Origin of the sequence: Paludisphaera soli (assembly GCF_011064595.1) — a bacterium.
Taxonomy (GTDB): Bacteria; Planctomycetota; Planctomycetia; order Isosphaerales; family Isosphaeraceae; genus Paludisphaera; species Paludisphaera soli.
Window position 1 is genome coordinate 112,887 of record NZ_JAALJI010000012.1, and the last position, 13,239, is coordinate 126,125.

Here is a 13,239-nt window from a genome sequence, read left to right on the forward strand (position 1 = left end):
GCACGCACGCAATCCTTGAATCCGTCAATCACCGAAGCCCGGTCCGAGATCAGGTCGCGCTCGCCTTCGAATCGCGACACGTCGAAAGAGAGAAGGATGGGTCATGGCGCACACGCTCTCTCAGGCGGTACCAATTTCCGAGGATTTCGCGAGCAACAAGCGGGGAGAAGGGTCAATCCGGCGGAACTTCGAGATGGATTCGACTCGCAGTTTTTGCATCCATGCATCATTGCTTAACGCAATGTATGCGCACAAGCGAGAGTCAAACCCTAATATAACGCATGCCTGAGGAGAGTGAAGCTTAATTTTTTTTCAAGTGGACGGCTCTCGATCCAGCCGATCCAGGAGCCTGAATGCCTGGATGTCAAGCAGGGAGTCGAGTCGGAGGGATTGGGGCGGGCGAGGGTCGATGGGCGGGGCGGCCCGAGAGGCCGCTTCAGGCGGATTCGGGCGGGAGGGGCGGCACGCCGAGTTCGTCGAGGCGGCGGGCGAGCATCCGCTCGATGGCCTCGGCGGTGCGTCGGTATGTGGGCTGATCCGAGCCGATTGGGTCGGGGACGTCGTCCCCGTCGGGATCGAGGAGGAAGGCGTGAGGGGCCGATTCAGGGGCCGCGGCGAGGAGGGCGTCCAGATGGTCCAGGGTCATGGCGAAGACGCGGTCGGCCTGGCGGAGCAGTTCGACGCTGACGGGCCGGCTCCGGTGCTGTTCGAGCGTCCCGCCCATGGTGCGGAGCACCTCGACGGCGTGGGATGCGGCGGCCGCGCCGTGGGACGCCGCGACGCCGGCGGAGACGACGAGGTAGCCTCGTCCCTCCAGTTCGGCGATCCCGCAGCCCAGGCGACGCGCCAGCAGCACCTTGCAGATGGCCTCGGCCATCGGGCTGCGGCAGGTGTTGCCGGTGCAGATGAAGGCGAGGACGACGCCGGATCGGCTCGCGAGGGTCGGAGAGTCGACGACCCCCTCGCGGACGACGGACCAACGGTCGCCGTCGATGCGGACCGCCGTGGCGACCCGGCCGAGTCGCGTCGGGCCGGAGTCGATCGCCATGTCGACGTCGGACATCGCCCGCAGGGGTTCGGCGGTCGTCGCGGGGGAGCGGTCGGGGTTGCGGACGAGGCTCAGGACCAGCGGCGCGGGGCAGAACCGCAGGACCTGCCTCATGAGGCGATCCTCCGGGCAGCGGAGGGCCACGTCTCCGTCGGGGGAGATCATCGATCGCACCGGTTCGGGGAGGCGATCGAAGAGCCCTTCGCGGATGGGCCGCGGGAAGACCAGGGAGACCGGGCCGGGCCAGCACCGGCGAGCCAGACGCGCGCCGATCGCCGGGATCTCGGGAACCCAGTCGGCCGCCTCCGAGGCCCCTTTCACCAGCAAGGTCAACGGCCGGGGCTCGGCGTCGCCCCGCTGCTCGCGGAGCCGGGCCACGCCCCGGGGGTTCAGGGCGCTGGCGGCCAGGCAGTACACCGTCTCGGAGGCCAGCCCGACGACCCCGCCCTGGGCCAGGCACGCCACCACCCGGTGCACCACATCGCGCGCGTCATCGCAAAGCGCGAGGTCGATCCAGTTGGGTAGGGCGGGAGCATCCGTCATGAGTCTCGGGTGGAGCGCCGGCGCTTCGCCGGCGGATGGGGCGGAGAGCTCGTCAGAGCAGGAGGGTGAGGCCGATGACGTCCTGGATCTCGGCATAGATCGAGCGAACCTGCTCGGCGTTCTGCACCGTGAGTTCCAGGGTGATGGACACGTGCCGCCCGCCCCGGGTGGCGCGGACCGTGTATTCCAGGTCGGAGGGGGCGGCCAGGTGCGCCGTCACGGCCCGGACCACGCGGTCCTCGAAATCGTCCTCGGCACGGCCGATCGCCTTGATGGTGTAGGTGCCGGGGAAGAGGTGGGTCGATTCGAGGAGGTCCACCGAGGGTCGATGATCCGGGCGACTGTCCATGCCTGGGCTCCAGGAACGGCGGAGTTCGAGTCCGCACACGGAACTCATATCATCATACCGAACGCCGATCGCTTCGGGAACCCGTCGCCTCGATTTTCCCCCGGGCTCGCGGCGGCGTTCGAAAAAAGAGCAGCCTCGACGCCGAGGCATGCTGGCGGCGAGGCTGACCGTGGCGGATCTGCTGGGGGCGGTCGCGGGACTCGATCCGGCGGCGGGCCTGGCAGACGCATCGTCGTCCGGCCGGAAGGTGCGGCGCGCCGGGGTCCCGCGACGGCTTATTTCTTGCGGTGGCGAATCTTGCTGCGCATCCGACGCTTCTTGCGACCGACCTTGCGGCGACCCTTGCCTCGACGACGACTGGCCATGCGTTCTCCTTGGAATCCGGAAGCGGCGGCATGCGGACTGGGGGCGGGGACGGGCCCGCCCACCGGTGCAAAACTCTATTTTATACCTCAGGCCCCCTCGGGGCTCAAGCGATTGTTCCAGTCGACCCGCGAGAGATCCGCCAGGGCGAGGATCAGGGCCTGCGTCCCCTTTCGTCCCAGCCCTTGCGCGGCGACCGCCCGATAGAGCTGCTCCGCGAGCGCCAGGCCGGGCAGCGCCAGGCCCATACGGCGGGACTCGGCCAGGGCGATCCCCATGTCCTTCAGGAAGTGCTCGACGAAGAATCCGGGCTCGAAATCGCCGGCGATCATGCGGGGGGCGAGCTTGCCGAGGCTCCACGAGCCGGCCGCGCCGCTGGAGACGCTGCGGAGGACCGTCTCGGGGTCCAGGCCCGCCTTGCAGGCGTAGAGCAGGGCCTCGCAGACTCCCACCATGTTGCCGGCGATCAGTACCTGATTCACCATCTTGGTGTGCTGGCCCGAGCCGGCGGGGCCCTGGTGGACGATCGTCTCGCCCAGGACCTCGAACAGCGGCCGGAGGGCCTCGGCGACCTCGGCGTCGCCGCCGATCATGATCGAGAGCCGGCCTTCCCGGGCGCCGACGTCGCCGCCGGAGACCGGCGCGTCGAGCGCGTGGACGGCCTTCGCCTTCGCGTGCTCGGCGATCGCCCGGGCCAGGGCGGGCTCGCTCGTCGTCATGTCGACGAGGACCATGCCGGGCCGCGCGGAGGTCAGCACGCCGTCGACGCCGAGGATCACCTCGCGGACGTCCTGGGGATGGCCCACGATCGAGAAGACGACGTCGGACGCCGCCGCCGCCTCCGCGGGCGAGCCGGCCGGCTTCGCGCCCCGGGCGACCAGCGGCTCGACCTTGGCCCGGGTCCGGTTGAAGACCGTGGCCGTGTATCCGGCCTCGATCAGCCGGCCGCACATCGCGGCCCCCATCACGCCGGTCCCGATCCAGCCGATCCGCGTCTTACTCGGTCCGATTCGCAGGTCCATCACGGCGGTCCTCAAGCTGCGGCCCGGGGGCCCCGGCGGGGGCCGGGCCCGCCCCGTGGTCTTGAGCCTTCGGAGAGCCCGGCGATACAATTCGACTTTGAGACGGGGCGATTATAGCCGGGCCGGGTCCACGCGACAGCCCGGGGCGTTCGCCCCACCCCCCCGGCACGAGTCCAAGGCACGACATGCGACCCTCCCTGATCCAGAGCTATCTCTCCGGCAAGTCGGCCGGCGACGCCTCCCCCGCGTTCCTCGCCTACCTGGCGAGCCTGGAGACCGTCGCGTCCGTCTCCCCGGCCGTCGCCCGCGCGATCGTCCGGGAGCTGGCCGACCAGCGCGGCAACATCAAGCTGATCGCCAGCGAGAACTACTCGTCGCTCGCCACCCAGCTGGCGATGGGCAACCTGCTGACCGACAAGTACGCCGAGGGGATCCCGCATCGCCGCTTCTACGCCGGTTGCGACAACGTCGACGCGGTGGAGGACCTGGCCAACGCGCGCGCCAAGGAGCTGTTCGGCGCCGAGCACGCCTACGCCCAGGCCCACAGCGGCGCCGACGCCAACATGGTCGCCTTCTGGGCCATCCTCCGCGCCCGGGTCGAGGTGCCCAAGATGGTCGAGCTCCTGGGCGTCGAGAACGCCGAGGCCCTGACCCCGGCCGACTGGACGAAGATGCCCATCGAGCGCTGGAACCAGGTCCGGCGAGCCCTGGGCGACCAGCGGCTGCTGGGCATGGACCTCTCCTCGGGCGGGCACCTGACCCACGGCTACCGCCTGAACGTCTCGGGCAAGATGTTCGAGGCCCACGGCTACACCGTCGACCGCGAGACCTTCCTGCTCGACTACGACGTCATCGAGCGCCAGGCCGTCGAGGTCAAGCCGCTGATCCTGGTGGCCGGCTTTAGCGCCTACCCTCGGAACATCAACTATCGCCGGATGCGCGAGATCGCCGACAAGGTGGGCGCCGTGCTGATGGTCGACATGGCCCACTTCTCGGGCCTGGTGGCGGGCAAGGTCCTGACCGGCGACGAGGACCCGCTGGCCTTCGCCGACGTGGTGACCACCACCACCCACAAGACCCTTCGCGGGCCGCGAGGCGGCCTGATCCTCTGCAAGCAGGAGTTCGCCGAGCACGTCGACCGGGGCTGCCCGATGGTCCTGGGCGGCCCCCTGCCCCACGTCATGGCGGCCAAGGCGGTGGCGTTCACCGAGGCCCTCCGGCCCGAGTTCCGGACCTACGCCGCGAAGATCGTCGAGAACGCCCGGGCGCTGGCCGAGGCGTTCGTGAGCGTCGGGCTCAACGTGATCTCCGGCGGGACCGACAACCACCTCGTCCTGGTCGACGTGGCCTCCGCCCTGGGGATCACCGGCCGCCAGGCGGAGGACGCCGTCCGCCGCTGCGGGATCACGCTCAACCGCAACCCGATCCCGTTCGACCCCAACGGCCCCTGGTACACCAGCGGCCTCCGGTTCGGCACACCCGCCGTGACCACCCTGGGCATGGGCGCCGCCGAGATGCGCGAGATCGCCGAGGTCGTCCACCTCGTCCTGACTCACGTCGTCCCCGGCGCGAACAAGACGGGCGGCAAGGACAAGGCCAAGTACACGCTCGACGCGGCCGTCGAGAAGCAGGCGAGCGACCGCGTCGCCAAGCTCCTCGGCTCGTTCCCGGTCTATCCCGAGCTGGACCTGGAGTTCCTCCGGTCCCAGTTCGACGCGAGCTGACCCGATGACCCACCACGCCCGCGAGCCGATCGTCGAGCTGACCGCCGTGGAGCTTCGCGATCGGCTCGCCGCCGGCGGCGCGATCACGCTGCTGGACGTCCGCGAGCCGCACGAGCGCGAGTTCGCCTCCATCCCCGCGCCGGCCCCGGCCGGCGACCTGTTCATCCCGATGCGCGCGATCCCCGGCCGCCTCGACGACATCCGCGAGGCCCTCGGCCGGGGGTCGGTCGTCGCCTACTGCCACCACGGCGTGCGGTCGATGCACGCCGCGCGCTGGCTCGCCGAGCAGGGCCTCGGGGGCGTCCTCAACCTCGAAGGCGGGATCGACGCCTGGTCCGTCGCGGTCGACCCCGCGGTCCGCCGCTATCACTGAAGCCTCTCGACGGAGCCTCTCCATGATCAGGTCCCGACGCCTCGCCTCGCCGGCGACGGCCCTTGCTTTCGGATTCGGCTGCTGGCTCGCGACGGCGAACGCCCCGGCGACGGCGCAGGAGGCCGCGACGCCGCCCACCTTCCGGAACCCGATCAAGGTCCAGGGGGCCGACCCCTGGCTGGGCTTCCACGACGGCTGGTACTACCTGGCGACGACCACGGGCCGCGACGTGCAGCTCCGCAAGGCCCGGCGGCTGGGCGACCTCAAGACGGCCCCCGATCAGGTCGTCTGGAAGGAGGACGACGCCAGCCGCAACCGCGACCTCTGGGCGCCCGAGTTCCACCGCCTCGACGGCGGCGACGGCCCGCGCTGGTACCTCTACTTCACGGCCGGCGACGGCCGCGAGCCGAGCCACCGGATGTACGTCGCCGAGTCCTCGGGCGACGACCCGATGGGGCCGTACACTTTCAAGGCCAAGCTCCGGACCGACCCCAAAGACGCCCACTACGCCATCGACGGCACCGTCTTCCCCATGCCCGACGGGACGAACTGCTTCATCTGGTGCGGACGCCCCAGCCCGACCGGCCAGGGCCTCTACATCAGCAAGATGACCAACCCCTGGACGCTGACCGGGCCCCGGGTGTACCTGGACGTCGACGGCCTGGGATGCGACGTCGTCCGCGAGGGCCCCGTCGCGCTGCGTCGCGGCGATCAGGGTAGGATCTTCCTCGTCTACTCGACCTGCCCGGCCGACACGCCCGACTACAAGCTCGGCATGGTCTCAATCGCCCCCGACGCCGACCCGATGAAGAGCGCATCGTGGGAGCAGCACCTCCGCCCGGTCTTCCAGCGCGACGACGAGGCCGGCGTCTACGGGCCGGGCCATAACTCGTTCTTCAAGTCCCCCGACGGACTTGAGGACTGGATCGCCTACCACGCCAAGTCGGGCACGGCCAGGTCCTACGCCGACCGTTCCACCCGCGCCCAGAAGATCACCTGGGACGCCGACGGGACGCCGAACCTCGGCAAGCCGCTTTCGACCGCGACCGACGTGCCGGCCCCCTCGGGCGAGCCGGCCGAGCGGCGTTGAACGGAATCGGCCCGACGCCGTCTCAGGTTCGGGATGCGGCGGGCGTCGACCGGGCGTCCGGGCTGGCCGTCTCGATGGCTCGACGATAGACAGCCAGGATCTCGTCGATCTTGCCCTCCCAGTCGAAGAGGCGTTCGACGCGATCGCGACCGGCCCTGCCGAGTCGCGCGCGGAGATCCGGGTCGACGGCCAACCGGCCCATTGCCTCGGCGAAGCCAGCGACGAGCTTCTCGCGTGAGTCGGGCGGGATGAGGAAGCCGCACGATTCGTCCAGGTAATCGCTCGGCCCGCCCCAGTCGGTAGCGACCACCGGAAGGCCGCTGGCCATCGCCTCCAGGACGACCGCGCCGCCGCATTCGTAGAGGCTGGAGAGGACCAGGGCGTCGGCCTCGCGGAGCTTCCGGGCGCATTCCACCTGCGGTTGCCAGCCCCGGAAGTGAACCCGCCCTTGCAGCCCCAACGCAACGACTCGTTCCTCCAGCGAGGCTCGCATCGGCCCGTCGCCCAGGATCTCAAGCTCCGGCGGCGGTTGGGCGTCGACGCGGGCCAGCGCCTCCAGGAGCACGTCGACGGCCTTCCAATCGACGAGTCGGCCCAGGAAGATGAAGCGGGCGGGCCCGTGGAGACGCGCGGGACGGGCGGGGAGCGTCCAGACTTCAAGATCGACGCCGTTCTCGACGAGCTCGACGACCTCGGCGCGGGAAGCCTTCGGCAGGGCCTCGCGAGTCCGCTTGTTGGCAACCAGGAGCGCGGCCGCACGGAGCTTCCCGGGCATGAGCCGATGCAGCAGCTCCGACGCCTTGCGGGAGACGGCCATGACGGATCGGCCAGTCCCCCGTTCGAACGCCGGAGGATAGGTCATGTTGCCGTTCATCGGCCCGATGACCACCGGCGCCCCCAGGCCGTGGAGCAACGAGGGCTCGCGGGGGGAGACCGGGATCGGCTGATGGACGACGTCGACGCCGTGCTCCGCGACGAGCCGACGAGCCAGCGAGCGGGCGGTGATCTGGGTGCTGAGCCGGCTCGCGTAGCCGGTGGTCAGGTAGGCGACGCGATCGGGCATCAGCCGGCCGGCCTTGAAGGCGAGCTTGTTCAGCCGGGTGTCCGGGATGAAATACAGCCTGTGCGACTCCTCGGGCAGCAGATCGATCAGCTCCGCGCGGGTCCGCGCGTGGACGACGAGCCAGGCCTCCACGCCCCGCTTGCGAAGCAGCCGGAAGTAGTGCCAGGGGAGTATGGCCTCGCCGCCGAACCGCACGGAGGCGTGCTCGCTGACGATCAGGACCCGGGGCGGGTCGTTCGCGGGGGCTCTCGATTCCGACGTCATGATCCGACGCAACGCCTGTCGCGCCCTCGATGAAAGGCTCGTCGCGCCTCGCGGGGGTCGACGGGCCCCCGCCCCGATTCCGCTCGAAGACGGCTAGTGTATCGACCCCCTTCCGCGCCCCGCAAGGGCGTCCGACGGGCCGATCATGGACTCACGACGCCTCATGGCCGCTCGACGGGCGCACCGGATCAGGGCGATGGTCGTGCATCGACGTCGGCCGGGAGCGTCAGGATCGCTAGGCCCTCGGGCTCCAGGGAGAGTACGGCGAGGCCGTCCCGCCACGACACGGCCTCGCCCCGGGCCAGGTCGCGGCCCTCGCCGGTCCTCGGCGCGTCGAGCCGGATCTCGACGGTCCGTCGCTCGGCCGAGTCGTTGAAGACGGTCAGGTGTCGCTCTCCGAACCGCTCCACGTACACCCGGTCGTCGCTCGACCGCGCCCCGGTGATCGGCTCCCAGCCGGCCTCGGCGACGAGCTTGCAGAGCGGGACGTACTTGCGGAACAGCGGCCGGTCGCGGTCGTACAGCTCGGGCCTGGTGAAATAGGCCCCGTCGGACGCGTTGTGGCTGAAGAAGCCGGGGAACATGCCGTAGGCGACGGCCCGCTTCATGTACCGCTCCACCTTGTCCGGGCCGAGCCGGTCGAAGTCGGAGTTCATCAGGAAGCAGAACGGCTTCCCCTTGCAGAGGGCCCGGCGGAGGAGGAGGTCGGCGTCGGGCATCGGCCGCCAGCGGCCGCCGGGGTTCCAGTCGGACTCCGTCCCCGTCACGTCGAGCAACGGGGCGAGCCAGCAAAGCCGGTCGGGCGTGGCGTTCGCCATCATGAGCTTGCCCCGGGCGTGGACGTCGCGGCCGATCCCCCGGACGTACTCGAAGGCGATCGTCCCCCGGAAGACGGCCGGGCGACGGTCCTCCAGCGCGAAGGTCAGTGGGGCCTCGGACCGGGCGAAGTGGTCGCGACGGAAGTCCAGCTCGTCGGTGACGTACCCCTCGCTGGAGTCGATGTACTCGCCGTCGAGCACGCCCCTGCGGGCCCCTTCGCCGTAGAGGCGATCGCGGAGGGCCGGGTTCCATTTCACGGCGAAGTCGTCGTCGGCCGCCAGGCCCGGCGTGGAGTTCATGCTCCAGACGGCCCCCTTGTTCCAGGGCTCGTCGCGGAAGAGGGCCACCGGACTTCCGTCGCGGTCGTGGTAGGCGCTGGAGATCCAGGCCTTCGCCTGGGCCTTGCCTGCGGCCGCGAGCCGATGCGCCTCGGCGGCGGCGGCCTCGATCGTGCGGGGCATGTCGGCGGGCATCGGCATCCACCAGGTCATCGGCTCGGTGTAGCGAAAGGTCAGGATGCCGTGGTCGTCGTCCCAGGCCGTCTCGTTGTTCCCTTCCTTGAACCGGAAGCCGAAGTCTTCCCAGCCCTTCACCTTGCTGACCGCGGCGAAGGGCATCCAGAGGCCCTGCTCGGCCACCCGCCGCTCGAACGCGGCCGGGAAGAGCCGGTAGTAGGCGTCGAGCGCGGAGCGGAACTCCCAGGAGGGGTCGAAGCCGAACCGACAGAACCGCAGCGTCGCCTCGGGCTTCTCCGGGGTCAGGCCGATGTCGAACGCCAGGAACAGCTCGCCGGTCGTCGCGTTGCAGCCGGCCCGGAAGAAGGCCGGGCGAGCCATGTCGATCCCCAGCGCCAGGCCGCGGCCCTCGCTCACGACGGCCCCGAACGGATACGAGGACAGGCGACCGTTCGCCCCCGCCCGGAACGTCGAGGCCTTCGTGAATTCACGCCCCGGCTCGACGGCCGACGACCGTCTCGGGTCCTCCAGCCATCGCGAGCCCTGGGCGGCGATGGGGATCGTGTAGACGAGCGTGATCGCCCGGTCGCGGCCGGTGGTCTCGCGGAGCGTCACGTCCAGGAACGAGGCCCCGTCCACCTCGTCGCGTCGGGCGTCCAGGTCGAGGCCGATCGCCCGCTTCGCGACGTGGACGAAATCGCCGTCGGCGGCGGCGTCGCGGACCTGGAACCCCTCGCAGGCCGGGCCCTGCGGGACGACCGAAACACCGTCGAAGACCGCGCCGCCCGACTCGGCCGCGACGACCCCCAGCCGAGGCTCGCGGAACTGGACCTTGCCGGCGTGGTTCCGGAAGAGCAGATTCACCGAAACCTCGCGGATCGGCCGGGCCGGGACGAACGTCACCCGGGCCTCCTGCCAGTCGTGAGTGCCGACCTTGAGCGGCGCGGCCTGCCCCCAGACGGGCATGCCGTCGTCGTAGATCAGGTCGAGATACAGCGCATAATCCGAATCGGCGCCCCCGGAGACCCCTTCGGCCTGGCTCCAGACGCTCGCGACGATCGGCGCGGGGGCCCGCTGATCCAGGACGACCCGCTGCGACGCCCCGCGACGGGCCCTGGTCGAGGCGGCGTTGTCGCAAACGAACGCGTCCCCCTCCCGGACGAAGCCGGATTCCCAGGGCATCCACTTCTCGGGGTCGAGCCGGTTCGGGCCGCCGTCCCCGTTGCGGACGACGGCCTTGGCGACCGTGCCGTCGGCCGGCCCTTCGGCGCGCGCCGGGCCGGCCGCGGGCAGCGGGAAGGTGACCGCCCCGAGCGTGACGAGGATACTGAATCGCAGGGCGGCGGGATGGCGCGGACGGTTCACGGGTCGGCTCCTGGGGCGTGGGCCTGGCTCACCCCATGGTGCGCGACGCCGGGCAGACCGGCAACCGTCCGAGCGCCCGAGGTCCTCGCGGCGCGCGAGAAAGGGCGGATCTCCCCCCCTTGCTTGGGGAGATCCGCCCTCGTGGGGTGGGATCGTCGGACATGGTGGGAGATCCTCCCCCTTGCAAAAAGAGGATCTCCGTCGTGCGAGGCGGGGGCGAGATGGCGTCCGGCCCCTCCCCCTTGCCAAGAGGGGCCCAACGCGTAGGGTGCTTCGAGGCCCGGGGGCTCCTTCCCCGTCGAGGACCGATGTCTCAATACCGGCCGATCAGCTCCGGCGAGCGACCGATCGCCGGGGGGCGGTCATAGGCCGGGACGGCCGAGGCGTCGCGACGAGAGTCACGACGGGCTGGGCGCAAGGGGGCGTTCGGGCCGAACGTCCCCGGCCTGCCCAAAAAGTCGGCGTTCAGGCGGAGCCAGCGAAGGACCTCGCCGGCGGCCTCACCGCGCAGCCGAAGGTCGTGCGGGCTCCCCCCCGGCGACGCGAACCCGAGCCGGAGTTCCAGCCCATCCAGGTGGTCGCCGTCGTCCTCGACCACCGCGTAGGTCAGCAGATCCGGGTTGATCAGGATGTCGCCGACGGAAAGGAATTTCTTGCTCATGACGTCTTTCGCTTTCGTGTTTCGTGTGCGGGACGAGGCCGTCCCGGGCCTGACGCGACCCTCGCGTCCGAAGCCCTTCGGGCCCTGCGTGTTCGTTGGGATGTTTTGGGGATGATCGCCGCGAGGTCGACCGTTCGTCGTCGACCGTTCGGGGAGGCCGGAGCCTTCAACGCCGGACGGCGGAGGCCCTTCTGGCGCGCCTCAGCGGAGCCGCGTCAACAACAACAGCCTCGGGCGGGACGGGCGGGCATGAGCAAGTCTCCGTGAAAAGGTCCGCGACGGCCTGCCTGGGAGGAGGGGCCGATCGAGCCGCGTGACCTGCGACGACCTAACCATAGCCGGCATCGGCCCGCCAATCAAGCTCTCTTTCATAATTCCGATAGGATTTATATGGAATAGCCATCGTCTCTCCATGCCTTCTTCATTTCATCAGACCCCGAGAAGTCCAGGCGTCCTCTTCAAGGTTTTCTGCGTGAAGACTTTGGCGAGGGAGATCCCGTCGCTCCCGACCGAAACGGACACGGGCCTCTCCAGGCCTGGTGACCGCCTCACTTTGAGCTGCCGGACGAGGATGAGCAGGACCTCGCCTCGGCAATCTGGGCGGCCTGAGTAAAGAGCGGAGTATAAACTCTCATGCACCGGCATGGGGATTCGGGCAAAATAGATCAAATAGACAAGCCCGGCTCCCGATAAAAAGGAGTAGAATCCCTGTGGCTGGGCGGGTTTCGACGAGGGGTCGGCCCGGTGACTTGGAGAGGAGTGCGAATGAGCGTTTCAGAGGTCGTCCGTCCGTCGTTCGACGACATGGCCTTGCAAAAGCGGATCATGCAGCTGCGACGGCCGGACAACGTCACGAACCTGCTCTACCTCGGCCGGGAGTACGTCTGCCTGGCTTTCATCATCGGGACGGCGGTGGTCTTCGCGGAGTCGCGGGCGGGATGGGGGCTGTCGTGGTGGTGGAACGTCCCGGTGTTCGCGGCGGCGATGGTCCTGGTCGGGGCCTTGCAGCACCGCCTTGCGGGCCTGGGGCATGAGTCTTCCCACTACACGTTCGTCAAGAATCGGTTCCTGAACGACCTGATCCCCGACCTGTTCTGCATGTTCCCGATCCTGACCTCGGTGCACTACTACCGCGTCTTCCACATGGCGCACCACCAGCACACGAACGACCCCGAGAAGGATCCCGACCTGCTCAACCTGGGCCGGGGCAAGCGCGCCTTCGAGTTCCCGATGACTCGCGAGCGGTTCATCGCCCTGGTTTACTTCTGCATGATCGTCGCGCCCCTGCGGTTCACCGAGTACCAGTTCGCCTACATGACGGTGAACACGTTCGGCAAGGGGCGGAGCATCTACAACGGCACGGCGAAGGGGCGGGGGTTCGACGTCTACCTCCCCCGGCTGTCGACCATCCTGGGCGTGCTGTACGTCCTGGCGATCAACGCCGTCTTCATCGCGCTCACCGCGTCCGACCGGCCGCACTGGATCATCCCCGCGGCCCTGCTCTCGGGAGTGGCCGGGACGCTCGTCGCCTACGCGCTGCCGGATTGGGCGGTCTTCCAGTCGCCGTTCCGCCAGGCCTACTCCACGCGGTTCGCGGGCTCGGCGCGGCTCTGGTTCTTCACCGTCGTCCTGGCCGCGCTGGCGATGACGCGATGGGCCACCGACGGCCGATCGCCGATCTACGTCGTGCTGCTCTGGCTGGTCCCGCTGATCTCGACGTTCCCGTTCTTCATGCTGCTCCGGGACGTCTACCAGCACTCGAACGCGGACTCCGGCCGGCTGACGAACTCGCGGGTGTTCTTCGTCGACCCGTTCACGCGGTGGGCGGTGTTCATCTACGGGCAGGACATGCACATCCCCCACCACCTGTTCCCGACCGTGCCGCACTACCGCCTGGCGGAGCTGCACGAGCTGCTCAAGTGCCGGCACGAGGCGTACGGCAGCCAGGTCGTGGAGTGCCACGGCACGTTCGTCGGCGACGAGGCCCACCCGACGATCCTCGACGAGATGACCAAGGCCCGACAGCCCCTTCTGCCGGGGTCGACCGGGGGATGAGTCGCCGCCCTGATGAAGGCGGAAGAGGGGCGACGAGTTGACGAC

At 69.6% G+C, this 13,239-nt stretch carries 10 protein-coding genes; 4 read left to right on the forward strand and 6 right to left on the reverse strand.

Annotation, left to right across the window (positions count from 1 at the left end; genetic code table 11):
- Nucleotides 1-436 precede the first annotated feature (436 nt).
- From G6O68_RS16565 to G6O68_RS16575, 3 genes are all read right to left on the reverse strand, one after another.
- On the reverse strand, nucleotides 437-1,591 hold the full coding sequence (locus G6O68_RS16565) for a Sua5/YciO/YrdC/YwlC family protein (protein ID WP_165249737.1): 1,155 nt from the start codon (nucleotides 1,589-1,591) through the stop codon (nucleotides 437-439).
- Between the two features lie 52 nt (nucleotides 1,592-1,643).
- Nucleotides 1,644-1,940: a YbeD family protein gene (locus G6O68_RS16570; protein WP_165249738.1), complete on the reverse strand. Its 297-nt coding sequence runs from the start codon at nucleotides 1,938-1,940 to the stop codon at nucleotides 1,644-1,646.
- Nucleotides 1,941-2,392: 452 nt separating this feature from the next.
- Nucleotides 2,393-3,325: an NAD(P)-dependent oxidoreductase gene (locus G6O68_RS16575; protein WP_165249739.1), complete on the reverse strand. Its 933-nt coding sequence runs from the start codon at nucleotides 3,323-3,325 to the stop codon at nucleotides 2,393-2,395.
- Nucleotides 3,326-3,510: 185 nt separating this feature from the next.
- On the opposite strand from G6O68_RS16575, the gene G6O68_RS16580 reads away from it, so the two are divergent.
- Genes G6O68_RS16580 through G6O68_RS16590 form a run of 3 tightly spaced genes read left to right on the forward strand, consistent with a single transcriptional unit; the run spans nucleotide 3,511 to nucleotide 6,512 of the window.
- Nucleotides 3,511-5,049 (forward strand): glycine hydroxymethyltransferase, encoded by a 1,539-nt coding sequence (locus tag G6O68_RS16580; protein WP_165249740.1) that lies wholly within the window; start codon nucleotides 3,511-3,513, stop codon nucleotides 5,047-5,049.
- A 4-nt stretch (nucleotides 5,050-5,053) separates the two neighbouring features.
- On the forward strand, nucleotides 5,054-5,422 hold the full coding sequence (locus tag G6O68_RS16585) for a rhodanese-like domain-containing protein (protein WP_165249741.1): 369 nt from the start codon (nucleotides 5,054-5,056) through the stop codon (nucleotides 5,420-5,422).
- Nucleotides 5,423-5,444: 22 nt separating this feature from the next.
- Entirely contained in the window at nucleotides 5,445-6,512 is a 1,068-nt protein-coding gene (locus G6O68_RS16590; protein ID WP_165249742.1) for a glycoside hydrolase family 43 protein, read from the forward strand.
- Between the two features lie 22 nt (nucleotides 6,513-6,534).
- On the opposite strand, the gene G6O68_RS16595 is transcribed toward G6O68_RS16590, so the two are convergent.
- The 3 genes from G6O68_RS16595 to G6O68_RS16605 all read right to left on the reverse strand — a co-directional run bounded on the left by G6O68_RS16595 (nucleotide 6,535) and on the right by G6O68_RS16605 (nucleotide 11,139).
- Nucleotides 6,535-7,839 (reverse strand): glycosyltransferase family 4 protein, encoded by a 1,305-nt coding sequence (locus tag G6O68_RS16595; RefSeq protein ID WP_165249743.1) that lies wholly within the window; start codon nucleotides 7,837-7,839, stop codon nucleotides 6,535-6,537.
- A gap of 188 nt (nucleotides 7,840-8,027) precedes the next feature.
- Nucleotides 8,028-10,478 (reverse strand): hypothetical protein, encoded by a 2,451-nt coding sequence (locus G6O68_RS16600; RefSeq protein ID WP_165249744.1) that lies wholly within the window; start codon nucleotides 10,476-10,478, stop codon nucleotides 8,028-8,030.
- Between the two features lie 313 nt (nucleotides 10,479-10,791).
- Complete coding sequence (locus G6O68_RS16605) at nucleotides 10,792-11,139, reverse strand: hypothetical protein (RefSeq protein WP_165249745.1); 348 nt, start codon at nucleotides 11,137-11,139, stop codon at nucleotides 10,792-10,794.
- A gap of 765 nt (nucleotides 11,140-11,904) precedes the next feature.
- On the opposite strand from G6O68_RS16605, the gene G6O68_RS16610 reads away from it, so the two are divergent.
- Nucleotides 11,905-13,194 (forward strand): fatty acid desaturase family protein, encoded by a 1,290-nt coding sequence (locus G6O68_RS16610; RefSeq protein ID WP_165249746.1) that lies wholly within the window; start codon nucleotides 11,905-11,907, stop codon nucleotides 13,192-13,194.
- Nucleotides 13,195-13,239: the final 45 nt, after the last annotated feature.